This window comes from Marinobacter sp., from assembly GCF_040882185.1.
Taxonomy (GTDB): Bacteria; Pseudomonadota; Gammaproteobacteria; order Pseudomonadales; family Oleiphilaceae; genus Marinobacter.
Genome location: NZ_JBBEBW010000002.1, coordinates 286,458 through 311,949, shown reverse-complemented (window position 1 = coordinate 311,949; position 25,492 = coordinate 286,458). Strand labels below are relative to the sequence as shown.

Annotated in this window: 22 protein-coding genes; 14 read left to right on the top strand and 8 right to left on the bottom strand. The window is 55.0% G+C overall.

Annotated features, from left to right (window positions below; all coding sequences use genetic code 11):
• Window positions 1-103: 103 nt before the first annotated feature.
• The 6 genes from hpf to yjgA all read left to right on the top strand — a co-directional run bounded on the left by hpf (window position 104) and on the right by yjgA (window position 4,294).
• Window positions 104-412, top strand: coding sequence for a ribosome hibernation promoting factor (hpf, locus tag WEB64_RS02450; RefSeq protein ID WP_368061962.1), 309 nt, complete (start codon window positions 104-106; stop codon window positions 410-412).
• Window positions 413-494: 82 nt separating this feature from the next.
• On the top strand, window positions 495-962 hold the full coding sequence (gene ptsN, locus WEB64_RS02445) for a PTS IIA-like nitrogen regulatory protein PtsN (RefSeq protein WP_368061963.1): 468 nt from the start codon (window positions 495-497) through the stop codon (window positions 960-962).
• A 79-nt stretch (window positions 963-1,041) separates the two neighbouring features.
• Window positions 1,042-1,923 carry an RNase adapter RapZ gene (rapZ, locus tag WEB64_RS02440; protein WP_368061964.1) on the top strand — a complete coding sequence of 294 codons (882 nt, stop codon included), beginning with the start codon at window positions 1,042-1,044 and terminating at the stop codon, window positions 1,921-1,923.
• Window positions 1,924-1,931: 8 nt separating this feature from the next.
• Complete coding sequence (locus tag WEB64_RS02435; protein ID WP_368061965.1) at window positions 1,932-2,201, top strand: HPr family phosphocarrier protein; 270 nt, start codon at window positions 1,932-1,934, stop codon at window positions 2,199-2,201.
• Window positions 2,202-2,357: 156 nt separating this feature from the next.
• On the top strand, window positions 2,358-3,719 hold the full coding sequence (gene mgtE / locus WEB64_RS02430; RefSeq protein ID WP_368061966.1) for a magnesium transporter: 1,362 nt from the start codon (window positions 2,358-2,360) through the stop codon (window positions 3,717-3,719).
• A gap of 38 nt (window positions 3,720-3,757) precedes the next feature.
• Window positions 3,758-4,294 carry a ribosome biogenesis factor YjgA gene (gene yjgA, locus WEB64_RS02425; protein WP_368061967.1) on the top strand — a complete coding sequence of 179 codons (537 nt, stop codon included), beginning with the start codon at window positions 3,758-3,760 and terminating at the stop codon, window positions 4,292-4,294.
• A 25-nt stretch (window positions 4,295-4,319) separates the two neighbouring features.
• Here yjgA and WEB64_RS02420 read toward each other — a convergent pair whose 3' ends face one another.
• The 7 genes from WEB64_RS02420 to WEB64_RS02390 form a co-directional block, all read right to left on the bottom strand.
• A complete protein-coding gene (locus WEB64_RS02420) occupies window positions 4,320-5,162 on the bottom strand; it encodes a carbon-nitrogen hydrolase family protein (RefSeq protein WP_368061968.1) in 843 nt (280 codons plus the stop codon).
• 54 nt (window positions 5,163-5,216) lie between these two features.
• A complete protein-coding gene (locus tag WEB64_RS02415) occupies window positions 5,217-9,203 on the bottom strand; it encodes a YhdP family protein (protein WP_368061969.1) in 3,987 nt (1,328 codons plus the stop codon).
• 14 nt (window positions 9,204-9,217) lie between these two features.
• Window positions 9,218-10,699 carry a ribonuclease G gene (gene rng / locus WEB64_RS02410; protein WP_368061970.1) on the bottom strand — a complete coding sequence of 494 codons (1,482 nt, stop codon included), beginning with the start codon at window positions 10,697-10,699 and terminating at the stop codon, window positions 9,218-9,220.
• The gene (locus tag WEB64_RS02405) at window positions 10,696-11,304 is read right to left on the bottom strand and encodes a nucleoside triphosphate pyrophosphatase (RefSeq protein ID WP_368061971.1); all 609 of its coding nucleotides are present in this window, start codon (window positions 11,302-11,304) and stop codon (window positions 10,696-10,698) included. Before WEB64_RS02405 ends, rng begins: the two co-directional genes overlap by 4 nt.
• A gap of 9 nt (window positions 11,305-11,313) precedes the next feature.
• Window positions 11,314-11,790: a rod shape-determining protein MreD gene (gene mreD / locus WEB64_RS02400; protein WP_368061972.1), complete on the bottom strand. Its 477-nt coding sequence runs from the start codon at window positions 11,788-11,790 to the stop codon at window positions 11,314-11,316.
• Window positions 11,790-12,650, bottom strand: a complete 861-nt coding sequence (gene mreC / locus WEB64_RS02395) for a rod shape-determining protein MreC (protein ID WP_368062261.1) — start codon at window positions 12,648-12,650, stop codon at window positions 11,790-11,792. Before mreC ends, mreD begins: the two co-directional genes overlap by 1 nt.
• A gap of 117 nt (window positions 12,651-12,767) precedes the next feature.
• Window positions 12,768-13,811, bottom strand: a complete 1,044-nt coding sequence (locus tag WEB64_RS02390) for a rod shape-determining protein (RefSeq protein WP_368061973.1) — start codon at window positions 13,809-13,811, stop codon at window positions 12,768-12,770.
• A gap of 241 nt (window positions 13,812-14,052) precedes the next feature.
• On the opposite strand from WEB64_RS02390, the gene gatC reads away from it, so the two are divergent.
• The 3 genes from gatC (at window position 14,053) to gatB (ending at window position 17,350) form a co-directional block, all read left to right on the top strand.
• Window positions 14,053-14,340 carry an Asp-tRNA(Asn)/Glu-tRNA(Gln) amidotransferase subunit GatC gene (gatC, locus tag WEB64_RS02385; protein WP_368061974.1) on the top strand — a complete coding sequence of 96 codons (288 nt, stop codon included), beginning with the start codon at window positions 14,053-14,055 and terminating at the stop codon, window positions 14,338-14,340.
• A gap of 49 nt (window positions 14,341-14,389) precedes the next feature.
• Window positions 14,390-15,838 (top strand): Asp-tRNA(Asn)/Glu-tRNA(Gln) amidotransferase subunit GatA, encoded by a 1,449-nt coding sequence (gene gatA / locus WEB64_RS02380; protein ID WP_368061975.1) that lies wholly within the window; start codon window positions 14,390-14,392, stop codon window positions 15,836-15,838.
• A gap of 63 nt (window positions 15,839-15,901) precedes the next feature.
• Window positions 15,902-17,350, top strand: a complete 1,449-nt coding sequence (gene gatB, locus WEB64_RS02375; RefSeq protein WP_368061976.1) for an Asp-tRNA(Asn)/Glu-tRNA(Gln) amidotransferase subunit GatB — start codon at window positions 15,902-15,904, stop codon at window positions 17,348-17,350.
• 346 nt (window positions 17,351-17,696) lie between these two features.
• Here gatB and rimO read toward each other — a convergent pair whose 3' ends face one another.
• Window positions 17,697-19,052 carry a 30S ribosomal protein S12 methylthiotransferase RimO gene (gene rimO / locus WEB64_RS02370; RefSeq protein ID WP_368061977.1) on the bottom strand — a complete coding sequence of 452 codons (1,356 nt, stop codon included), beginning with the start codon at window positions 19,050-19,052 and terminating at the stop codon, window positions 17,697-17,699.
• A 270-nt stretch (window positions 19,053-19,322) separates the two neighbouring features.
• Between rimO and WEB64_RS02365 the strand changes: the two genes are divergently transcribed.
• From WEB64_RS02365 to miaB, 5 genes are all read left to right on the top strand, one after another.
• Window positions 19,323-19,724, top strand: coding sequence for a PilZ domain-containing protein (locus tag WEB64_RS02365; protein WP_368061978.1), 402 nt, complete (start codon window positions 19,323-19,325; stop codon window positions 19,722-19,724).
• A gap of 205 nt (window positions 19,725-19,929) precedes the next feature.
• Window positions 19,930-20,838 (top strand): sulfate adenylyltransferase subunit CysD, encoded by a 909-nt coding sequence (gene cysD, locus WEB64_RS02360; RefSeq protein ID WP_368061979.1) that lies wholly within the window; start codon window positions 19,930-19,932, stop codon window positions 20,836-20,838.
• A 32-nt stretch (window positions 20,839-20,870) separates the two neighbouring features.
• Window positions 20,871-22,532 (top strand): sulfate adenylyltransferase subunit CysN, encoded by a 1,662-nt coding sequence (gene cysN / locus WEB64_RS02355; RefSeq protein ID WP_368061980.1) that lies wholly within the window; start codon window positions 20,871-20,873, stop codon window positions 22,530-22,532.
• A 3-nt stretch (window positions 22,533-22,535) separates the two neighbouring features.
• Window positions 22,536-23,558 (top strand): nucleoid-associated protein, encoded by a 1,023-nt coding sequence (locus tag WEB64_RS02350; RefSeq protein ID WP_368061981.1) that lies wholly within the window; start codon window positions 22,536-22,538, stop codon window positions 23,556-23,558.
• Between the two features lie 180 nt (window positions 23,559-23,738).
• Window positions 23,739-25,079, top strand: a complete 1,341-nt coding sequence (miaB, locus tag WEB64_RS02345; protein ID WP_368062262.1) for a tRNA (N6-isopentenyl adenosine(37)-C2)-methylthiotransferase MiaB — start codon at window positions 23,739-23,741, stop codon at window positions 25,077-25,079.
• Window positions 25,080-25,492 lie beyond the last annotated feature (413 nt).

The following is a 25,492-nucleotide window of genomic DNA, read 5'->3' as shown; positions in this document are numbered from 1 at the left end:
AAAGCCTGTAATGCCTGACACGGAATCATCGCCCGTCGCCACAGTGGACCGGGCAACCCGCCGGACGCAATGCGGACCGGCATTCCGATAATAGGAGAAGCCTATGCAACTCAATATTTCAGGTCACCATGTCGAACTGACTCCCGCACTTAAAGAGTATGTATCTGGCAAGTTTGAGAAACTTGAACGCCACTTTGACCATATTAGTAACTGCCAGGTCACGCTGGAGGTTGAGAAGGTTCGACAGATGGCGGAGGCCACCTTGCATGTGATCGGAGGCGAGATTCACGCTAAGGCTGAAAATGAAGACATGTACGCAGCAATAGACGCCCTTGTGGACAAGCTGGACCGTCAGGTCCTCAAGCACAAGGAAAAAACCGTGGATCGTATGCATGGTGCGGCTGCCCGCTAGGCGCCACCCACCACCATACGGCTGATTCCCGCTGCGGCATCCGAAACGTGCCGCAGCTTTTTTACGGAAACACTGTCGATTCATGACGGATACATCACTGACCATCGAAACCATACTGAGTCCTGACCTGACCCTTTGCCGGGTGCCCGGGACCAGCAAAAAACGCATCCTGGAATTTATTGCAGAGCAGGTCGCGCAACACGATTCAGAGCTTAATGAGACCCAGATATTCAATAATCTGGTTTCTCGCGAACGGCTCGGCAGCACCGGTATTGGCCAGGGCATTGCCATTCCCCACTGCCGCCTTGAAGGCTGCTCACACGTTGTTGGGACTCTTATAACGCTTGAGGAGGGCGTCGCATTCGACGCCATCGACAATCAACCTGTCGATCTCCTGTTTGCGCTTATCGTGCCGAAGGAAGCCACCAGCGAACACCTGGAGCTGCTCAGCCAGTTGGCCGAAAAGTTTAATGACCGCAATTTCTGCGACCAACTGCGCCAGTGCACGGATGCGAGCAGCCTTTATCGAAGGATGACGGGTAAGAACTGACGATGTGCCTGGAGAATGCCCGGGAGAATTCCCGGTATATCTCTTTCATCCGAACACCGCCGTTTTGAGGAAAGCCATCATGAAACTGATCATCGTGAGCGGCCGATCAGGGTCGGGGAAAAGTACGGTTTTACATGTGCTCGAGGACCTTGGCTACTACTGCATTGATAACTTGCCGATTGGCTTGTTGTTTCCGCTGACCCGGGAAGCCACGACTCAGTCGACAGCCGGTCGCCTCAACAAGATAGCGGTCAGCATTGATGCCCGGAACCTGTCGGATGAAATATCCAATTTCGAGAAAATTTACGAGCAGTTGCAGCAGTCCGGACTGATCGTCGAGATTATTTTTCTGGATGCCACGGAACAATCGTTGCTGCAACGGTTTCATGCCACTCGCAGAAAGCATCCGCTGAGCAACGACAAGACGTCACTCAGGGAAGCCATAACCCATGAAAAGATTCTTCTCGAACCGCTGGCGCGGCTGGCGGATCTGCACATTGAGACCACCGGCCTGTCAATGTACGAGCTTCGGGACATGGTCAAGCAGCGTATTGCGGGTCGCCGCGAGCAGGAGCTGGCACTGCTGTTCCAGTCCTTTGGTTTCAAACACGGGGTACCGGTGGACTCCGACTATGTTTTCGATGTCCGGTGTTTGCCGAATCCCTACTGGGACACAAGCCTGCGGGGCTTTACGGGACTGGATGTCGAAGTCGCCAGATTTCTTGAAGGCGAACCCGCAACCCGAAGAATGATTGACGACCTGACTCGACTGCTGGAAACGTGGTTACCTGACTTTGCCCGTAATAACCGGAGCTACATGACCATTTCAGTTGGCTGTACCGGCGGTCAGCACCGATCAGTGTACGTGTGTGAACAACTCGGCAAGTACTTCTCTGAAAGCTACAGCAACGTTCAGGTTCGTCATTCCGAGCTCCCCCATCTCAAGCCTTCTGAGTCCTGATACCGGTTATGATCCGCCATAAAGTCCTTATCGTTAACAAACTTGGCTTACACGCCCGGGCTGCTGCCAAACTGGTCAGTACTGCCTCGCAGTTTGATAGCCACATTCTGCTAGGCAAAGATGGGCGGGAAGTAGATGCCAAGAGTATTCTCTCGGTCATGATGCTGGCAGCGAGCAAGGACACTGAATTAGTCCTGATCATCGATGGTCCTGATGAGGAAAATGCCAAATCGGCTCTTGTTGAGTTAATTGGCGACTATTTCGGCGAAGGCGAATAGGTTTCACACCCTGTACGGAATTCACCTATTCTAATGACTCACCTTTCTGCCATAACTCCGCTATAATAAAACAGTTTTCAGGCATCAGCCTATTCGATCAACGCTGGCACGCTCTGCTTCTGGGCTAACTTGGCCGGTTAAAACCCTGGGTGATTCATGGCAGAGATTCTGGAGAAAAGCCAGGCCCGCCAGCGACTGCGTTCTCTTGGCGAAGCGCTCGACAGCGGTGCTCTGAAACAGGTCGCCCGCATCCTGAATGGGGGCCTCAGCCCCAGTGATATTGCTCACCTGCTGGAGTCATCTCCGCCACGACAGCGTGCGCTGTTGTGGAATCTGGTCGACAAGAATCTCGAAGGCGAAGTCCTTCAATATCTGAATGATGATATTCGCGGTTACTTCCTGAGCAAACTCAACGCTCAGGAACTCGCCGCCATCATTGAAGATTTCGAATCGGATGACCTCGCCGACCTGTTGCAGCAACTTCCCGATACCGTCATTCAGGAAGTGCTCGACACCATGGACGAGCAGGACAGGCAGCGGGTAGAGGAAGTACTTGCTTACCCGGAAGACACAGCCGGCGGCCTGATGAACACGGACACCATTACGGTGCGTCCGGATATCAGCATCGATGTTGTGTTGCGCTACCTGCGCCGCCACCGGACCCTGCCTCCGATGACGGACAGCCTGATTGTGGTAAGTCGGCGCGACGAATTCATCGGCGTATTGCCCATTACCAAGATGCTCGTTTCAAATCCCGGTGCGACAGTTCGCGAAGTCATGGATACGGATATAGAGCCCATTCCGGTCATCATGTCGGATACCCAGGTCGCCACCCTGTTCGAACGCTACGACCTGATATCTTCTCCGGTGGTTGGGGAAGGTGGAAAGCTGCTTGGCCGCATCACCATCGATGACGTGGTCGATGTTATCCGGGAAGACGCGGATCACTCCCTGATGAGCATGGCAGGCCTGGACGAAGACGAAGACACCTTCGCGCCGGTCATGAAAACCACCCGTCGCCGCGCAGTATGGCTGGGTATCAATCTGGTGACGGCGTTCATTGCCTCCGGCGTAATAGGATTGTTCGAGGACACCATCGAGAAGGTGGTAGCCTTGGCTGTGCTGATGCCGATTGTTGCCAGTATGGGCGGCATTGCAGGTAGCCAGACGCTTACCCTGGTCATCCGTGGCATGGCGGTGGGTCAGATCAGTGCAACCAACGTACGCTGGCTGCTGAACCGGGAATTTTTGGTAGGCGCCCTCAATGGCATGTTGTGGGCGGTGGTTGTGTCATTAGCCGCCACGGCATGGTTCAAGGATATTCTCATTGGCGCTATTATTGCGGCTGCGCTGATTATCAACCTGATTGCGGCGGCTTTCGTCGGAACCGTATTGCCGCTTTTCCTTAAATCCCGCAACATAGACCCCGCTCTGGCTGGCGGTGTGATTCTTACCACCGTGACAGATGTTGTCGGCTTTCTTGCTTTCCTCGGACTGGCAACCATTTTTTACGCTTGACGCCAGCCCCGGTACGACCAAACATAACAGGCCCCTGAATGATTGATTACACTGATACAGACGAGCAGGAAGACGAGTTTGGCAAGAGCAAATCCCAGCTTAAACGAGAGATGCATGCGCTGCAGGATCTGGGCACCCACATCATGGAGCTTCGTGAAGAGCAGATCGCTACTTTGCCCATGAGTGACCGCCTGCGAGCCGCGATCAACGAGGCAAAAAACATCAAGCAGAACGAAGCCCGGCGACGCCATCTGCAGTACATGGGTAAGATCATCCGCCAGGAAGAGAATCTCGACACGTTACTGAAGGCAGTTGAAGCCTGTGACGCTGGCAGCCATGAGCACACCCGCAGGCTGCATCTTGCCGAACGCTGGCGTGATCGATTGGTCGCCGAAGGAGACACTGCGGTTTCGGAGTTCCTGGGCTATTGCCCGGTGGCGGAAGTCCAGCACCTGCGAAATCTTGTGCGCAACGCCCGGCGGGATGCGGAAAAAGAGAACAATACCGGACACTCCAAAAAGCTGTTCCGCTTCCTGCGAGAGCATATCGACCAGCACGAAACCCGTCAGTCATAAGCTGTCGGGTTAGGGGGGAGTTCCACTAGAGTCGTCTGTGCGTCCAAACCGGCATACGGAGGCGCACTTCTTCAAGGTGCTCATTGTCGAGCTCAGCAATCACCACGCCCGGCCCATCTTCTTCACGCTCTCCGACAATTTTGCCCCACGGATCCACAATCATGGAATGGCCGTAGGTTCGCCGACGCGCACTGTGCTGCCCGCCCTGCCCTGGTGCAACCATCCAGACCTGGTTCTCTATGGCCCGGGCCCCCAACAACGTACGCCAGTGCGCCTCACCCGTGTGATAGGTAAAAGCACTTGGCAGGGTAATCCACTCGGCGCCCTTGGCTCTCAGTGCACGAAACAGCTCGGGGAATCTCAGGTCATAGCAAATGGCCAGCCCCAACACGCCCACCGGTGTTTCAACAGTAACTACCTGGCTACCTGGCTCGAAGGTATCTGATTCGCGGTATTGACCCTGAGCGTCTTCCACCATCGCATCAAACAGATGAACCTTGTCATACCGGGCCACCTCGACGCCGGAGTCATCAAAAACCAGACAGGAGGCCCGAACCCGATCATCGATAAACTGGCCGTCCGGTCCAGTCGCCAACGGCATGGAACCCGCCACTATCCAAAGACCCAGCTTGGCGGCTTGCTCGGCAATAAATGCACGAATGACCCCCTCCCCTTCGGCTTCCCGACGACCCTGGTCAATCATTTGCTTCGTACTCAGGACGGCAAAGTTCTCCGGCAAGACTGCCACTTTTGCGCCGTCCCTCGAAGCGCTTGCGAGCAGCTTTCCGGTAGCCTTGAGGTTGTCGTGAATATCCGGACCACTGACCATCTGGATCGCGGCAACCTTACCCGACTTACTATCAGCCATAACAACAACTCCACACAGGTAATATCAGGGCGCTGCCGGTGCATTGCCCACGGCTCACTGGCCCGTATCGAAGACGCTACGTAACCGCACATCCGGTTCATCCCAGCTTCCCCCTACACTATAAGTGGCACTGGTCAGTTTACTCAACGGGTCACCCAAAACTTTATCAAGCACGAATAGTGCGCCTCCGATCGGTGCGGATGCCCCCAGCAACAGCGCTGCAAGTGGCAGGTTCTGAGTCAGCGGAAGCACCACCACCAAACGCATATCCAGCGTTTCATCTGTGAGATCCGAGGTACCTGACAGTTTAAACGCCCCCGACGGACCCACAATCTGGAGCTCCGGGTCCCAGGTTAACGTGCCATTACCCAATTCTGCCTTGCCTGAGATCGCGTCAAAAGCAACACCTGCCTCGTACAGGTCAGAAAAATCGAGTTTGAGCCGTCTCAACAGGGTATCGGAGTTGAGCAGATTGAAAATTCTGAATAACTGGGCCGTATCACTACGCTCAAGGATGACACCGTCATCAAACCGCATACTGATCGTCCCTTCCAGCGCCTTCAACGCATAATCGTCCGGTCTTCCGGCCCATGCAATATCCAATAACATCTGGCTCTGCTGGTTACGAAATGGCACGTCGCCTTCGACCAATGCCGACAGATCCTCCAGGCTGCCACCCTTCATTTCGCCGTTCAAACGGGTAATTTCCTTGTCGCCCTGAAGCCCCCAGCTCATACCGCCCTTAAAGAACAGGGAGTTCAGGCGTCCCTCAAGATTGAGCACCTCCAGACTGTCCTGTTCCGGTTCGAGCCGGAATAACCAGGCGCCGTAGTCACTGTTACCGACTCCAAACGAGTCAATACGGACATCGACATCCGGCCAATTTTCAAGCCCCATCGCCCTAAACGCCTCAACCTGGCTGAGAACTAACGGAGGTTCACTAGTGGATTGAGTTGCGGATTGAGATGCTGAATGAGAAGTAAGCAGCAGTTTTTCCATACCAACCTGAGCATCACTGGCGGCGTCAAACGGCACCATTACCCGACCACTCAGGCGTTCAGAAACCGTATCAAATACCCAGCCATAGGGTTCGGGTCTGGCCCTGAGCGTTACCAGGGGGAAGCTGTTGCCTGCGAGTATGAAGTTACCAATGGTAAGGTCGATACTGTCGAGCCAGGTATAGGTATCACCCGAAGCCGCTGGCCCGGCGTTGCTCTCAGAGTCCCCATCTACCAGACGGTCGAGCGCCTCCTGCCAGCGCTCGGTGTCGAGTTCATTGATCGGACCTGCAATGTTAAGACCGCTGTGGTCCGGTAGTTGGGTAGAACGTGCGGCCAGCGCTACGCGACCCCGGTCGAACGCCCCGTCCCGCCACGTCAGACGATAGGCAAGGCGTTCGTGCCAGTCGCCCGCCAACTCTATTCCACCATCTTGCCGCCAATCCACCACGACGGTCAGTGGCACTTCAGCGCCTGCGGGCTTAGCCAACGGTGTTGGCCAATCAATTGTGATATTTTTCAGGCTTGCATTCACCTTTAGCGTGGCCGCTGTGTCGTCGGATACCTTTAGTACAGCGCTGTAGTCAGTGGCGCCGGAGATACCAGTATTTTCAATCGACTCCACCCCCGCTTCCCGCAGGAGCATGGCAGACTGGATACTGCCAGTTTGGACAATTTCGAGTCCGCCCTCAGTCTCACTCAGGCGAACCTCCACAGCGCCCTCCAGAAAATTTGCCTTGAAAGCGTCGCTGGAAAAGCCCGAAGCCGAGCCATATTTCAGGCGTCCGTCGATACCCGTCCAGAGCAAATCCGCATCCGGGTAACGAATTTCGCCGTTGTCCGTGGTCACAGAGGCATCTACAGTGATCGGCTGTTCGGAACCGATTGGTAACTCCAATGCGAGTTCGAGATTGTAAATACCTCCGAAGCGCAGACTACGGCCAGATGGGCCAGCCATATTACCCACGGGCGTAGCTTCCAACCAGTGGTCGACAGCATCCCCCGGCACCCGGGCAGCCGTATTGATAAACACCAGAATACCGCTGTCGTCTTCCTGCTCTGCAACCACGACATTGCTGGGAGCAAGGGTCAGCCCACCGGTTTCACCCTGATCCAGCCGGATGTCGGCACGGCCATTATGGACCACCACTTCGCCCCCGGCATTGGTAACCTCGGGCCAGTTCTGATCGTATGTCACCGTGGCATCCGTAAAGCGGTAATTCATTGAGGTCGTAAATGAGCCATCAGGTGCATTGTTACCGATCAGGCCATGGCCATAGAACTTACCCTCGGTGATAGTCGCCGCTACAATCGATTCAGTGAGCCAGCTATAAAGTTCCTCACTGACGACCTTTGACGGAACAAAATCTGCCAGCATGCCCGCGTCACCCTGACGGATTGCAACCTGCAGACCCAACGAGTCCTCACCACCCCGGTCCAGGCGCAAATCAAACCCACCGGTGAAAACGGTAGCCTCTTGATAGTCCATCCGTATATCGTCGGAAAAAACCCGGGTGACCTCGCCCTCCAATAACCAGGCAACTCTCGCAGTCAGTGCGTTAAATTGCCAGGGCGCGCGAAACAGCTCGGGGAAACTCAAGGTTGCAGCCTTGCTGTCAACATCAACCCAGCCGCCACTTTCATTCATATGGAGATGACCACTGATACCCGAGGCGCCTGGAGCGCCATCATGGGCTGCAACACTGACCTGTGATAGAGCGGCCTGCAGATCGAAGGTGTTCTCTGAATAGGAGGGCACCGTCAACGTCATATTTCGCATCGTGCCATTGGGTTGGTAGTCGGTCAGCGCCCTGCTAGCGACACCCGGTAAAAGCTGCAGGCCGGAGCTGAGCCGTTGAAGCGGGCCTACCGGAATGTCCCGACCGACGATCTCCAGCCTACCGTCGATTAACGAGAACCTTGCATCAAAAGGCGGCGCAGTCGTTGTTGTCCATTTCCAGGCCAGGTTCCGGAGGTGAAGTACTCCGAAGGTTGTGTTCTCACCGTCATCGTTTTGGTTCAATCTTGCTGGCCGCCATCCGAATTGAGCACGGATATCTTCTATCGGGGCAAGCGTCTCCCGTTCGGCTTCCAACAGAAGATAGGACACGTTAACTTCGCCCTGCACCCCAACCAGTTTTCCGGCTTCGAAGTTGATCCAGCTCTGACCAACAACGTCAAAACCCAGCACGGTCAGGTGCTTCCAACCAAAGCCTTGAATCAGGCCATCGAATAACCGGCCGGAATTGACGTCCAGATAAAGCTGCCCGTCGAAACCGCCCCGGAAAAAATGGTGCCCTGAGAGATTGAATCGAGCCACCTGCATATTAGTTCCAGACCGCATCGCCCGGCCGCTGGCATGGAAAAGCCCTTGTTCGTAAACCAGGTCCAATTGAGGGATGTCGAGATACCGGATATCTTCGCCAGGCACATTGATGCCGAGATTGATCCGGGTAATGCGAATAAAGGGGTTAGAGAGCCAGGCTCCGAGCCGGTCGATCCACACCTGGGCCCCGCCTGCGAAACCTTCGGTTTCAGTTGTCTGGGTGCCAATAGCCGCTAATTGCCCCAGCCCTTCTACAGAGATTTCACCAGCTTCGGTACGGGTAATAGTGAGATCGAGCCCATCAGCCTCGAATTCCTGAAATACGATCCTGAATCGCAGCAATGAAGCCAGGCTATCAAGGCGAAGCCTCAGGTGACGCAGCCGTACCTTAGGTTGTGAGTGACTATTTCCCGCAGTTTCTCCCAGCTCATTCTTGGCATAAAGCGCGAGGCTATCAGCTGATATCACCGGATCGAGCCATTGCCAGTGGGCACTGAGCCCGGAAATAGTCACTTGCTGCCCAAGCTCATCAGTCAGCTGTTGCTCGAGCGAGGTGCGATACTGATCGATATTTTTAGTGAGCTGTCGTCCTAGGCCGACGTAAAGCGCCAGCAAAATCAGAATAACCAGTACCAGCCACCAGACCAGACTCACCACGCGAAAAAGCCCGTTAATAAACGGGCTGCTTGGGCGGGACTCAGAGGGTGAACTGGACATGCAAGGCGGGAACCCTAGAGTAAAACCACATCATACTGTTCCTGGCTGTAAAACGCTTCAACCTGGAACCGAATCGTTTTGCCAATAAAGGTCTCGAGATCCGCCACATTATCGGATTCTTCATCCACCAGCCTGTCGACGACACTTTGCGAGGCCATCACCAGATAGCTTTCGGCCTCATAGACTCGATTAACGCGCAGAATTTCGCGGAAGATTTCGAAACAAACGGTTTCCCCGGTCTTGAGAAACCCCCGGCCGTCGCACACCGGGCAAGGCTCACAAAGCAATTGACCAAGACTTTCGGTCGTACGCTTACGGGTCATTTCCACCAGCCCGAGCTCGGATACCCCGGTTATCTTGGTTTTGGCATGATCCCGTTCCAGCATCTTCTCAAGCATCCGGTGAACCTGACGTTGGTGCTCAGCATCTTCCATGTCGATAAAATCGATGATGATGATGCCGCCCAAATTACGTAACCGGAGCTGGCGACTGATGGCACGAGCGGCTTCAAGGTTGGTCTTGAAAATGGTTTCTTCGAGGTTTCGATGGCCGACAAAGCCGCCAGTGTTGATGTCGATTGTGGTCATCGCTTCAGTCTGGTCGATAATGACATAGCCGCCGGACTTAAGCTGAACTTTGCGGCTGAGAGCCTTCTGGATTTCATCTTCGACACTGTATAGGTCGAAAATCGGACGCTCGCCAGGGTAGTACTCGACCTTATCGGAAAACTCGGTGACAAACTCGGCCACAAACTCCATCACTCGCTGATGGCTCTCCCTTGAATCAATACGCACTTTCTCCGTTTGCGGTCGGATAAGGTCTCTTATCGTGCGAATGAACAACGGTAAATCCTGATAGATGACCGCGGGCGTGGAGACTGTCTTGGTGCGCTCCAGAATCGACTGGCTAAGGCGGTGAAGATAACTCATATCGGCAATGAGATCTTCAGCGGGCGCCGCTTCTGCCGCAGTGCGAATAATGTAGCCGCCATGAGGATCACCCTGGGCCGCAGCATTATCTTCCACGATAGATTTCAGGCGGACGCGCTCAGCTTCATCTTCTATACGCTGGGATATACCGATATGACTCACCCCAGGCATAAATACCAGGTAGCGGGAAGGTATCGACAGTTGGGTGGTTAACCGTGCCCCTTTGGTTCCGATCGGATCCTTGGTGACCTGCACAACCAGCGATTGTCCTTCCCGGAGCAAGGTGCGAATGTCTGGCACCGACTTCGACGCCTCCGCCGCGCTTTCGTCGGAGAGGCTGCCGCAAAAGACATCGGAGGCATGGATGAAGGCTGCGCGCTCGAGCCCAACATCAACAAATGCCGCTTCCATGCCGGGCAGCACCCTGACTACTTTGCCCTTGTATATATTGCCAACGATGCCTTTGCGGCTGGTACGCTCAATATAAGCTTCCTGCAGCATGCCGTTTTCGACCAGTGCTACCCGGGTTTCCACCGGTGTGACATTGATCAGGATCTCTTCACTCACAGTGGCTCCTCCCCAGACTGACTCCAGTGCATCCAGACAGGCTCACCCGCCTCCTTCAACAACGCAGCGGTCTCATCCAGAGGCAGACCCACCACGGCGCTGTAACTTCCCCACAACCTGTCAACAAAAATACCACCCTTGCCCTGGATACCATAGGCTCCGGCCTTATCCATTGGTTCTCCGGTATGGCAATAGGCGTCAATTTCTCCTCGAGAGAGCACCCTGAAACGCACCTCTGTAACGACGAGGCGGGCAAAACATCCATGGCTTCCTGCCAGCGCCACCGCTGTCATCACTTTATGGATCCTGCCGGAGAGGCTCGCAAGTATGGTCGACGCATCGGCGATATCCCGGGGCTTACCGAGGATGGCGCCACCGAGAACAACCGAGGTGTCGGAGCCGATCACCAGGCAGTCCGGATTCTCGGCCAGAGCAAGCCCCGCGTTGGCTTTCTCCCGCGCAAGTCGCTCTACATAGGTCGTTGCAGGCTCGTCAGGGCTGGGGGTTTCATCTATATCAACCGGAACGGCAAAAAAATTGAGTCCCATCTGCCGCAGGAGCTCAGCCCGACGTGGAGATGCAGAGGCAAGAATGATTGATCGCACGGGAACATCCTATCCCAGTTTTCGGTTAAGGTTATCCAGCACCACACACAGCACGGGCCAAACCAGCGCACCGGTCAGCGCGGGCCAGAGATACTCGAATCCGGTGTTATCGGCACCCAGTGTCTGCTTGATAAACTGCACCAGCATCTGATTGATCCCCAGCAACAGGAAAACCATGAGGCATTGCTGCGGCATCGGAAACATGCGTAGACGCTGGTGAACGGTCAGTACAAGGAAAGCAATCAAACCCATCGCCAGCGCATTCACCCCCAGCGGGGTTGCTTCCAGAACATCAAGTAACAACCCCAGGCACCAGGCCATCAGAATGCCAAATTGAGCTGGCGCCCGAAACGTCCAGTAAAACACCATGAGCCCAAGCCATTCTGGCCTGAGCTCAAAATAGTCGACCGGAAACAGCGAGACACTGAGTACCAGGCTTAAAATAATACTGAACCCGAAGACCGGATAGCTGATGACCGATAGCATCAGGGCCCCTCCCCGGCATTCAGCTGAGGGGCGGGCTCTGCGTCATCGCGCTCGGATTCAGCCTTGAAGACCACCAGCACCATTCGGCTCCTACTGAGATGGGCCCTCGGCGTGGCCTCGATACGGATAAACTGCTCGCCCGGCTCTTTCTCAATGGTAGTGACTTCAGCCACCGGGTAGCCGCGGGGGAAGCGGCCACCCAGTCCAGAGCTCACCAACATGTCACCTTCGCGTATGTCTGCTGTGTCCGGTACATGAACCAGCTCAAGACTGTTGCTATCACCGTTACCCAACAAAATGGCGCGTAATCCATTGCGATTGACTTCGACCGGAACCGCATGGCTGCTATCCGATATCAACAACACTCGTGAAGTGAAGTTACTGGTACTCTGAACCTGCCCCATCAGACCGTGAGCATCGAGAATCGCCTGACCCACCTCGACGCCGTCCCGATCGCCCTTGTTGATGATCACTTCGTGAGAGAAGGGGTCTGGCGATACACCCACAATCTCGGAAACAATGACGCGGTCATCGAGTGTACCGGAGGCATTAAGCAACTCTCGCAAGCGATTATTCTCAGCAGCCAGGGCGGCGTATTTCAGAGCCCGGCGCTCCAGAATCAGTAATCGGGCATTGAGGGATTCGTTTTCGGCCTGCAGGTCATCACGGGTGGTGAACAGGCTGGCAACCCAGCCGGAGAACTGATCCGGGGCATTACCCATCCAGACAACCGGCGCCAGGGAAGTTCCCAAGACACTGCGCAGGGTTTCGAGTTTGTCGAAACGAGTATCCAACACAATCAGCGTGGCGGAGAGCATAATGACGAGGAAAAGCCGAAAGCCGGGAATGGGGCCTTGCACGAAGATGGATTTAATAATCAACCCTCCTCGCGCAAATACGACAGCCACCGCCGGGGAAGTCCACCAACGAGGGCTCGGGCCTGGTGAGTTCTAAGCTGGCAGCCGGTGCCACCACGCTCAACTCTCCGGAGAAAACATACCAATACCACCACGATCAATGACTTCGAGGGCTTTACCACCCCCCCGGGCCACACACGTCAGTGGATCTTCAGCAATGATAACCGGCAGTCCGGTTTCTTCACTTAACAACTTATCAAGGCCTCGCAGCAAGGCACCACCGCCGGTAAGCACAATGCCCCGCTCAGCAATATCGGATGCCAACTCCGGAGGCGACTGCTCCAGCGCGCTCTTGACGGTCTGAACAATCTGGGCCAAAGACTCCTGCAAAGCATCCAGTATTTCTTCACTGTTCAGGGTGAACGCTCTGGGCACGCCCTCGGCCAGGTTGCGCCCACGAACGTCGATCTCGCGAATCTCGACGCCTTCATAGGCACATCCGATTTCGTGCTTGATACGTTCCGCAGTCGACTCACCAATCAGACTGCCATAATTACGACGGACATAAGTTACGATGGCTTCATCGAATTTATCGCCGCCAACCCTTACCGATTCGGCATACACGATACCGTTCAGGGAAATGATCGCAATTTCGGTAGTACCCCCCCCAATATCGACAATCATCGAACCGCTGGCTTCTTCGACCGGCAGCCCCGCGCCGATCGCTGCCGCCATGGGTTCTTCAATCAGGAGAACTTCCCGGGCACCGGCGCCAAGAGCGGACTCGCGAATTGCTTTGCGCTCGACCTGCGTCGATTTGCTGGGCACACAAACCAGAACCCTTGGGCTGGGGGTGATAAAACTGTTTTCGTGAACCTTGTGAATGAAATGCTGAAGCATTTTTTCGGTCACGACAAAATCCGCAATCACGCCGTCCTTCAAAGGACGAATCGCCGTGATGTTACCGGGCGTGCGGCCGAGCATGCGCTTGGCTTCGCCACCCACTGCGGCAACAGTCTTCTGGGAATTGTTAGTGCGAATAGCCACTACAGAAGGCTCGTTGAGCACGATACCTCGGCCGCGGACATAGATCAGCGTGTTCGCTGTACCCAGATCAATGGACAAATCGCTGGAAAACAGACCTCGAATTCTTTTAATGAACATTCGTGTTTTTTCAACCTGAGAAAAGCAGTCGCAGAAGTGTTGCGGCAACTTTAGCAGTGAGCCTCCCTACAGGCAAGGCACGATGAGGCTCGAGGTGCTTTCATATCAGGTAATTGCCACTCCCGAACCGGGTCGAATCTGTTACCATACGGGGCTTGTTCGCCGATGCCAGCCCTTTCGTTCCAGTAGGCGGCCATTCGGCGAGGCGTTACAGTTACTTCATTCATAGGGGAGACAAGGCGTGGCAATTTCCCGGAACGATATTGAAAAAGTTGCCCTGCTGGCCAGAATCAGGGTCGACGAAGAGCAGGTGACGGCACTCGAGAAAGACCTCGGCAACATTCTCGACCTGGTGGATCAGCTCCAGGGCGCAGACACCAGCCAGACCGAGCCTATGGCTCACCCGCTCGACGCTGTGCAGCGCCTGCGCCCTGACGTGGTTACCGAATCGAATCAACGGGATGCCTTTCAGGCGATTGCCCCTGCGACCGAGAACGGCCTTTATCTGGTACCTCGCGTTATCGAATGACCTCTGGCCCGTTAAATAGCCGACCAGACTTTTATTCAGGAACTTCCCCATGCATGACAAGACCGTCGCCCAACTTTCAAGCGCGCTAGCATCCGGCCAGGTTTCCAGTGTTGAGCTGACGCACCACTTCCTTGACCGAATCCGTCAGGACGACAGCCGCTATAACTCGTTTATTACCGTCACGGAAGAGGCCGCATTAAGAGATGCCCGCACCGCCGACGAGCGTCGCCAACAGGGCAACGCCACGCCCTGGACCGGCATCCCGTTTGCCCACAAAGACCTATTCTGCACCAACGGCGTCCGCACCACTTGCGGCTCGAAGATGCTCGAGAACTTCGTTCCGCCCTACGACGCTACAGTGACCAGCAAACTCCGCGAAGCGGGTGCAGTGTGCCTTGGCAAGACCAACATGGATGAGTTCGCTATGGGCTCTTCTACCGAGTCCAGCTTTTTCGGCGCAACAACTAATCCCTGGGGCGAGGGTCGTGTACCCGGAGGATCTTCTGGTGGCTCCGCTGCCGCCGTCGCAGCCCGGCTGGTACCGGCTGCCACCGCGAGTGATACCGGCGGATCCATTCGCCAACCGGCTGCGCTTTGTGGTATTACCGGGCTGAAGCCCACTTATGGCCGAATTTCCCGCTACGGCATGATCGCGTTTGCTTCAAGCCTGGACCAGGCTGGCACCATGACCCGCACCGCCCTGGACAGCGCAATGATGCTCAATGTTTTGGCGGGGCACGACCCAAAGGACTCCACGTCTATAGATCGCGCCGTTCCCGACTATACTGCGGAGCTCGAGCAGCCTTTGAAGGGCCTGCGAATTGGTTTGCCCAAAGAATACTTCACAGATCAGCTCGGCGCGGCCATGGAACAGACCGTACGCAACGCCATCGCGGAGTATGAAAAACTCGGAGCCACCGTGCAGGATATCTCCCTGCCCCATGCCAATCTCGCAATCGCCGCCTATTACGTGATCGCCCCGGCGGAATGCTCGGCCAACCTGTCACGATTCGACGGGGCCCGATACGGCTACCGCTGCGAGAACCCAAAAGATCTGCTTGATATGTACACCCGCACCCGGGCTGAAGGCTTTGGAAGCGAGGTCAAGCGCCGTATCCTGGTGGGCACTTACGCGCTTTCCGCCGGGTATTTTGATGCTTACTATCTGAAAGCCCAGAAAGTACGCCGGCTGATCCAGCAGGACTTCATCAATGCCTTCGGTGAAGTCGATATCATCATGAGCCCGACCTCTCCGTCGCCAGCTTTTGTGCAGGGCGAGAAGTCTAATGATCCGGTGACCATGTATCTGGAGGATATTTTTACCATCTCCACGAACCTGGCAGGCCTCCCTGCGATGTCGGTACCAGCGGGTCTGATAGAAGGATTGCCTGTGGGCCTGCAAATGATTGGCGATTATTTTTCGGAGGCACGGCTGCTGAACGCTGCGCATCAGTTTCAGCAGGTAACCGACTGGCACCAGATGACGCCGGGCGGCTAACCGAAACCGTATATCGTTTTATCTGGGGTCAGCGATGCCGTCCCCATCAGGAGGATACAGAACATGCAATGGGACGTTGTGATCGGGTTGGAAATTCACGTTCAGCTCGCCACCAAAACCAAGATCTTCTCCGGTAGCAGCACTGCTTATGGCGCCGAACCAAACACCCAGGCCAGCGCCGTTGATCTCGCAATGCCCGGCACCCTGCCGGTGCCCAACGAGCAGGCGTTTCGCTATGCCGTTATGTTCGGCCTTGCAGTGGACGCAGAGATCGCCCGCCGATCAGTATTTGAACGCAAAAACTACTTTTATCCGGACCTGCCAAAAGGCTATCAAACCACGCAACTGGAGCGCCCGATTGTGGGGCCCGGGCATGTTGATATCGCACTGGCCGATGGCACTATAAAACGTATCCGTATCCACCACGCCCATCTCGAGGAAGATGCGGGTAAGTCATTGCATGAAGATTTTCATGGCATGACTGGCATAGATCTCAACCGGGCAGGCACTCCATTGATCGAAGTGGTCACTGAACCGGATATGCGCAGCTCCGAGGAAGCCGTTGCCTTTGCCCGCAAACTCCACGGCCTAGTGACTTCCCTGGGTATTTGCGACGGCAACATGTCCGAAGGTTCCCTGCGTTTTGACGTCAACGTGTCAGTGCGCCCGCAAGGCCGGGAAGAACTCGGCACCCGCACCGAGACCAAGAACCTCAACTCTTTCCGCTTTATGGAGCAGGCCATCCACCAGGAGGTGGGGCGCCAGATCGATATTCTGGAAGACGGCGGCACGATTGTGCAGGAGACCCGTCTTTATAATGGCGATACCAATGTGTCCCGCTCCATGCGCAGCAAGGAAGAAGCCAACGATTACCGGTACTTCCCCTGCCCCGACCTGTTGCCAGTAGAAATTGATGACGCCTTCATCGAAGACGCCCGCCGCTGCCTGCCGGAATTACCCGATGCTCGCAAACACCGTTTCAAGGAACAGTACGGCCTGAACGACTACGATGCGGGCCTGCTCAGTAGCGAATCCAAACTGGCTGCCTTTTTTGAAGACACTGTGCGTCACGGCAAGGATGCCAAGCTGGCTGCAAACTGGATCCAGGGGGAGTTCTCCGCACGCCTTAATGCAGAGGACAAGCAAGTCACGGAATCTCCCATCAGCGCCGAACAGCTTGGCGGTCTGGTAATTCGTATCGCTGACAACACCGTTTCATCGGCGGGCGCCAAAAAAGTCTTCGAGGCTCTGTGGTCCGGTGAGGCTGGCAATGCCGATGATGTGATCGAAGCCAAAGGCCTGAAGCAGGTATCCGACACCGGTGAGCTGGAAAAACTGGTGGATCAGGTTCTGGCGGAGATGCCGGAGCAGATTGCCCAGTATCAGGAAGCCGATGAGAAGAAACGCAAGAAGCTGATGGGCGGGTTTATGGGCCCTCTGATGAAGGCCTCTAAGGGTCAGGGGAATCCGAAGCTGTTTAATGAGATTTTGCAGAGGAAACTTGGGGATTAAAACCCTGATTGGAGGTATGCGCACGAATGGCATCTTCCTCCCAAAAAACGCCCGTGAATACGTCCCTGTAGGGCTCGGGTGCGCCATCCATGGCGCCCCACGTTTTTGGGAGGAAGACGCCACCCGTGCGCTCGAGCCTTGGAAATAGCGTGCAAACAATCTTTTAATGCGGCAACTGCCAAGTTAACCAGGTCCGGGGTAGGAACCTTCTTCCAGAACCGTGCGGAGCCATGGATGGCGGAGCCCGAGCCTACAGGGACGTACTCGTGGCGTGTTCTGGAAGAAGGTTCCTACCTCGGGCCGTTAAAACCAACGCTGGCCTATTGGGATAAAAAGGGAAAACGAGTCAAGCAAGCCGAGCCCAAAGATCATGCTCATCCGCGTTTTCAACAATAACCTGAACTATCTGGCCAGGAACCAGGTCCGTTTCATCGTTGAGATACACCATGCCATCTATTTCTGGCGCATCTGCTTGTGAACGGCCAATCGCGCCTTCTTCATCCACTTCGTCAATCAACACTTCAATAGTCTTACCGATCTTTGCTTGCAGTCGGGCAGCGCTGATCTCCGCCTGCTTTGCCATGAACCGCTCCAGACGCTCCTCCTTTATGTCTTCCGGCACCGCGCCCTCGATTTCGTTCGCTTTCGCGCCTTCTACCGGGCTGTACTTAAACGCACCCACCCGGTCCAACTGGGCATCATCAAGCCAGTCCAGAAGATACTGAAAATCTTCCTCGGTCTCGCCCGGGAAGCCAACAATAAACGTCGAGCGGATGGTTAACTCGGGACAGATCTCACGCCATTTACGAATTCGGTCCAGAGTTTTGCTGTCATGGGCCGGACGCTTCATCGCTTTTAGGATTCGCGGACTGGCGTGCTGAAACGGGATATCGAGATACGGCAGGATCTTGCCCGCCGCCATCAGGGGAATGACATCGTCCACATGCGGATAAGGATAGACATAGTGCAAGCGCACCCAGACTCCGAGGGTACCGAGTGCTTCGCAAAGCGCCAGCATGCGGGTTTTCAGCGGGCGACCCTGCCAGAATCCGGTGCGGTATTTTACATCCACACCGTAAGCACTGGTGTCCTGAGAGATCACCAGTAACTCTTTTACACCCGCATCGACCAGGCGCTGAGCCTCGTCCATCACATCGCCAACCGGGCGGCTGACAAGATCCCCCCGCATGGAAGGGATGATGCAGAAAGTACAGCGGTGGTTACAGCCTTCTGAAATTTTCAGATAGGCATAGTGTCTTGGCGTCAGTTTGATCCCTTGTGGGGGCACCAGATCAAGGAATGGGTCATGGTTCTTTTGAGGAGGAAGAAACTGGTGGACCGAGCCGACCACCTCCTCATAAGCGTGGGGCCCGGATACCGCAAGCACCCCCGGATGGGTTTCCCGTATGCGATCGGCTTCAACTCCCATACAACCGGTCACAATAACCTTGCCGTTTTCGTTGAGGGCTTCGCCAATAGCGTCGAGGGACTCCTGCTTGGCTGCATCAATAAAGCCACAAGTATTCACGACCACCACATCCGCATCGTTATAAGTGGGCACTATTTCATAGCCATCGAGTCGCAACTGAGTAAGAATGCGTTCGGAATCAACCAAAGCCTTGGGGCAACCGAGACTAATAAAGCCGACCTTGTTGCCAGCTGAAGAATTGCCGGTTGAGACCGAAACTGACGTGTCTGACATATCGCGATTTGACCTATTAACGACGGAGCCTCCCAACGGGCGAGAAGCTTGAAAACCCATGGGTTCGGGTCAGCAGTTTACACCAGCGGACCCCCCGGCAAAAAGCACAATGCGACAGTACGCTGGCACCAACGAAACTCAACACGACCATCACGACTACAGGTTTCTTGCTGATTAGTTAACAAACAGCTAAACTTTCAGTCGGTTAGGCCGACATTACTAAAACAACTATTTGGCACACCTGTTACTCAAGAGGTCTTTAAAGGCATCATGAAGCCAGTCGTAAGCAAGCAGAACCTGAGAAGCCAGCAGCGTGTTGAGGCACAACTGGATGTCCTCGTGAGCGCGCCTTCGGGTCAAGCCGTACCATGCCGCACTATAAACCTTTCCCGCGCTGGCATGATGCTCTCATGCGATAACAAAACCCTGCATCAGCTGGTGCCCGGGCGAAAAGCTCCCGCCCCTGGTCAGTGGGTTGATATCATGGCGAAGTTTTCCGTCCCCGTTGTCGCTTCACAGAATGTCACCATCTCCGCCGACTGCAACCTGATTCATTTGCGTCGCGTATCCCGTGACGAGTTCCATGTAGGAATTCAGTTCTGCAGTTTCGAAGGCAATGGCCAGAGCTACGTTGATCAATTTGTCAGCCGCCAGCTCTCAATATTACCTTGATTCCGAGGGTTCGCCTCAGAGCGCCAAAACCCCGCGGCAACATTTCTGCATAATGTTATAGCGCCAAACTCTAGCCCACACGCTTCTTATGCCATTGGCGTATCTGGTATAGTATGCCTCCCATTTCTGACGGCAGTGAGCCTGTTAACGCGGTCCGCTCCCTGCTATCTCAACACGCGCCCACGGCAAGCGGTAACAGGATACGATGACCACTTACAACCTGACGCATCTCAAACAACTGGAAGCAGAAAGCATCCATATCATTCGGGAAGTCGCAGCAGAATTCGACAACCCCGTGATGCTTTATTCGATCGGGAAAGATTCCTCGGTGATGCTACACCTTGCCCGAAAAGCCTTTTTCCCTGGCAAACTTCCCTTCCCACTGATGCACATTGATACCACCTGGAAGTTTCAGGAGATGATCCGTTTCCGTGATGAGCAAGCCAAAAAGTTCGACCTGGACCTCATAGTTCACATTAACCAGGAAGGCGTCGATCAGGGCGTCGGACCGTTTACTCACGGCAGCGCCAAGCATACCGATATCATGAAAACCCAGGGCCTGAAACAGGCGTTGAACAAATACAAGTTCGATGCCGCCTTCGGTGGCGCCCGGCGGGATGAAGAAAAGTCCCGGGCCAAGGAGCGAGTCTATTCGTTCCGGGACGAATATCACCGCTGGGACCCGAAAAATCAGCGGCCGGAGCTGTGGAATACCTATAACGGCAAGATTAACAAAGGCGAGAGTATTCGCGTCTTCCCGCTGTCTAACTGGACCGAACTCGATATCTGGCAGTACATCTATCTGGAAAACATCGAGATCGTACCCCTGTATTACGCGGCAGAGCGCCCTGTGGTTGACCGGGATGGCACCCTGATCATGGTGGATGACGACCGTATGCCGTTAAAAGAGGGCGAAACGCCGATGAAGAAATTCGTCCGCTTCCGCACACTTGGCTGTTATCCGCTCACCGGTGCGATCGAATCCCGGGCCGACAAGCTCACAGACATCATTCAGGAAATGCTGCTGGCCAAAAGCTCTGAGCGCCAGGGCCGGGTCATTGACCACGATTCCGCCGGCTCCATGGAACAGAAAAAACGCGAAGGCTATTTCTAAACCACGGCTACCGTATTTACAGGATTTTTACCATGTCTCACCAGTCCGACCTGATTGCCGAAGATATCGGCGCCTATCTTCAGCAGCATGAAGACAAACAGCTACTGCGCTTGCTGACCTGTGGCAGTGTCGATGACGGCAAAAGCACGCTGATCGGTCGTCTGCTCCACGACACCAAGATGATTTATGAAGATCATATGACCAGCCTCAAGGCAGATAGCGCGAAGCTGGGCACCACCGGCGAGAAGCTGGATCTGGCTTTGCTGGTGGATGGTTTGCAGGCCGAGCGCGAGCAAGGCATTACCATAGACGTTGCTTATCGCTACTTCTCGACTGATAAGCGCAAGTTCATCATCGCGGATACTCCGGGCCACGAACAGTACACCCGAAACATGGCGACCGGCGCTTCAACCGCCCAGCTAGCCATTATGATGATCGATGCCCGGCACGGAGTGCTGACTCAGACCCGCCGTCATTCTTTCATCGCATCCCTGCTCGGCATTCGACACATCGTTGTAGCTATCAACAAGATGGACCTGGTGGATTTCAGCGAAGAACGCTTTGAGGAAATCAAAAAGGATTACCTGGCGTTCGCCACGAGGCTGGGCCTAAAAGATGTGCGCTTCGTGCCAATATCGGCATTGGAAGGCGACAATGTCGTTACACGCAGCGAAAACACTCCGTGGTTTACAGGCCAGCCCATGATGGAAATCATGGAAACTGTAGAAGTCGCCCGTGATAAAAACCTGGAACATTTCCGGCTGCCAGTTCAATACGTCAATCGTCCGAACCTGAACTTCCGTGGTTTCTGCGGCACCATCGCCTCTGGTGTTATTCGTCCGGGTGACACGGTCATGGCTCTGCCTTCGAGAAAAACCAGCACCGTCAAGGAAATTGTCACCTTCGATGGCAACCTGGAAGAAGCATACGTTGATCAGGCCGTCACCCTGACACTGGACGACGAGATCGACATCAGCCGCGGCGATATGCTGGTGAAGCCGGAAGACGAACCATTGGTCAGCAATCGGTTCAATGCCAATGTGGTCTGGATGATCGACCAGCCCCTTGAAACTGGCCGTCTTTACGATATCAAGTTAGGGCCAACTTTCACTTCCGGCTCTGTTCGCAAAGTCGCCTACCGAACCGACGTTAATACACTTGAGCGACAGGACGACGTTACCGCCCTTGCCTTGAACGAGATCGGGCTCTGTGAGCTGACACTCAGCCAGCCAGTAGCCTTTGACCCGTACCCTCGCAACCGGGCAACCGGCGGTTTTATTATTGTCGACCGCCTGACCAACGTGACGGTGGGCGCGGGTATGATTACCGGTCTGACCGAGGGTGACGGCGAGCAACTGGCGCCTGTCAGTGCTGAAGAACGCGCCAGACGCCTGGCCCAGCGGCCCCTGATCATCGCCTGCGGCGGCAAGCAATCGGGGGAGCTGACTCTGGCGGTTGAGCGGGCACTGTTTGACCTCGGTAAAACTTCCGTGGTCTTGACCGAAGAGAACGGCGGTACCACTGATGAACGTTGCCGGACGGCGCAGTTACTGACCGCTCACGGCCTGATCGCAGTTGCAGCAAACATCGGCACCGATGTGGCCAGCGCCTCGGCCCGGGCAGACGAAACGGCCGAGATAGCCAAAGCAGTTAACGAACTGGTCCAGACGCTCACCCAAGACAAGCGCATTTAATCTATGTCTATCCGATATCTCCGTACCGCATTTGCCAGCCAGATGCAGCCCGGTCAGCCAGCGACAATGAAGTCCGGTGAATCCCTGAAAGAACCGGGTGGAGATTACGAGGCGCTTCACAAACAGATGAAGCGCCTGTTCAATACCAAGCCGGGCAAAAAATACGGCCGCTTTTCCGAAGACATTGGAGAGTGTCCGTTTAGTGCCTGGCTGAAAGACTACCTGGAAGACAGACAAACCTTCGCCTCGCTTACCGACCGACTGTTTGGTCAGTGGCAAGAACATCTCAATGGTAGCCAGGAAGAGCATCAGGGGCATCTGATGCTGGTTCACGAAGCTCTGGCCGACAGCGACGCCGTCTACCTGCTGATCGTTGAAAGCGACAGCGCCCTGCGTTTTGATGGCAGCCAGGCACTGGACGGTACCGACGTGCTGAGCATGTCCAGGCTCAACCTGGCACTGCGCATTGAACTGGACGACTGGCTATCAGTCAGCCCCGGCGAAAACTATCTGACCCTGGTGCATGCCAGGGGTACTGGCGAGATCGGTGATTTCTTTATACGCCTTTGCGGCTTTACCAATCAGGTGGATGTTGAAAAGGAAACCCTGACCTTCCTCGATGCGGTTGAAGCTTTTGCCCGCCAATCAGATGCTCCAGAGGACGCTGGCAAGGTCCGTACCCGCGCCTATGAATTCTGCAAAGAGCAGCACGCTTTGGGCGAGCCGGTTGCGGTTGAAGCTCTGTCTGGCTACCTGGACGAAGAGCGCCCCGAGCGCTTCAAGCAGTTCGCTGCCAAAGCACAAGACCTACCGGAAGGGACAGTGCTCCACCCCGACCATCGCAAGGTCAAAAAACTCGTCCGCATCGCCGGCTCCGGCGGTGGCATGAGTGTGTCGTTTTCCTCAGACCTGGTAAACCAGGCGATCTACTATGATCGTGAAAAGGACGCCCTCACCATCACCCGCCTTCCCAAAGCGCTGCGAGAGCAACTCCAGAAATATCTGGAAGTCCGGGACGACACCTGAGCCTGACTGAAGTAGTGGCTTTCCAGGGTCATGTCGTCTGCAGTCCATCTACGAATCCAGCGGGAAAGTCAGTCACCACTGGTTACGGATTGATCAGACCGTTATAATACCCGGCTCTTTTAAAGAAGCGCTCAATCCATGCCCCGAGCGCCGACATCCAACGACGATTATTTGAGACTCATGGCCAAGAAGCTGTTTATCAAGACACATGGCTGCCAGATGAATGAATATGATTCCTCTCGCATGGCAGACCTGCTGCAGGTTGGTGAAACGGTCGAGATGACTGATTCTGCCGACGATGCCGACATTTTATTGCTCAATACCTGCTCAATTCGCGAAAAAGCCCAGGAAAAGGTATTCCATCAGCTCGGTCGCTGGAAAGGTCTGAAGGCCAGGAATCCGGATTTGATCATTGGTGTTGGCGGCTGTGTCGCCAGCCAGGAAGGTCAGGCCATTATTGATCGCGCGCCCTACGTGGACATGGTCTTCGGCCCTCAAACACTACACCGTTTGCCAGAGCTGATTATCCAGGCCCGAAAGGGTGGCGTCGGCGTAGTAGACATTACCTTCCCGGAAATTGAGAAATTCGACAACTTGCCCTCCCCTGGGGCTAACGGTCCGTCTGCATTCGTCTCTATCATGGAAGGTTGTAGCAAATACTGCACTTTTTGTGTGGTGCCCTACACCCGAGGGGAAGAAGTCAGCCGCCCGGTGGACGACGTGATCGCTGAAGTTGCCCACCTCGCTGACCAGAACGTACGTGAAGTGAATCTGCTGGGGCAAAACGTCAATGCCTATCAGGGCGAAACTCATGACGGCGACACTATGGATCTGGCCGAGTTGATCGCCATGATCGCGACCATTGATGGCATTGACCGGATTCGCTACACCACTTCACATCCGGTGGAGTTTTCTGAATCTCTCATCAAGGCCTATGAGCAGGTTCCCGAGTTGGTCAGCCATCTCCATCTGCCCGTCCAGAGCGGTTCGGACCGGATTCTGGCATTGATGAAGCGCGGCCACACGGCACTTGAATATAAATCCAAACTACGGCGTTTACGGGCAATCCGGCCGGACATCAGCTTCTCATCTGATTTCATCATTGGCTTTCCGGGCGAAACCGAGAAGGATTTCGAGGCCACCATGAAGCTGATCAACGACATTGGATTCGATGCCTCCTTCAGTTTCATTTACAGCGCCCGTCCCGGCACCCCAGCGGCGGACCTGCCGGACGACACGCCAATGGACACCAAGAAGCAACGGTTGAGTATTCTGCAGCAGCGGATCAACCAGCAGACCTTCGAGATCAGCCGCAGCATGGTGGGTACGACCCAGCGGATTCTGGTAACCGGCCTATCCAAGAAGGATCCGGGCGAGTTTGCCGGCCGAACGGAGAATAACCGCATCGTCAACTTCCGTTCGGAAAACCTGGATGTGGTTGGGCACTTCATTGATGTCGAAATACGGGAAGCTCTGCCCAATTCTCTCAGAGGCGTACCGGTCAACGATCAATTGCACTGACCAGAGACAGATCGGGTGGGTTGCAGCGTAGGAGCGCGGCGGGTAGCTTTTTCCAAAACACGCCCGTAAATACGTCCCTGTAGGGCTCGACTGCAGCCATCCATGGCTGCAGACGGTTTTCGAAAAAGCTACCCACCGCCCTCTTGCAAACTTCGTTGTGAACTCCATTAAACCCAAAGAGCAATCGAAAGAATCGCCAGACACAATCGTGGTCTACATGAACCAGCAGGCGACTATTTTAGATGCTGGCGCTATTGACCCTTACGTTTTTCAGTATTATCAAGCAGGTGTTCCGTATCGAGGGTGGCGGTCAGACAGGTTTTTCCAGACCGTAGAGCGCCAGGGATGGCGCGACCGAGCCCTACAGGGATGTATTTACGCGGCGTGTCTGGAAAAATCTGTGTGGCCGCCGA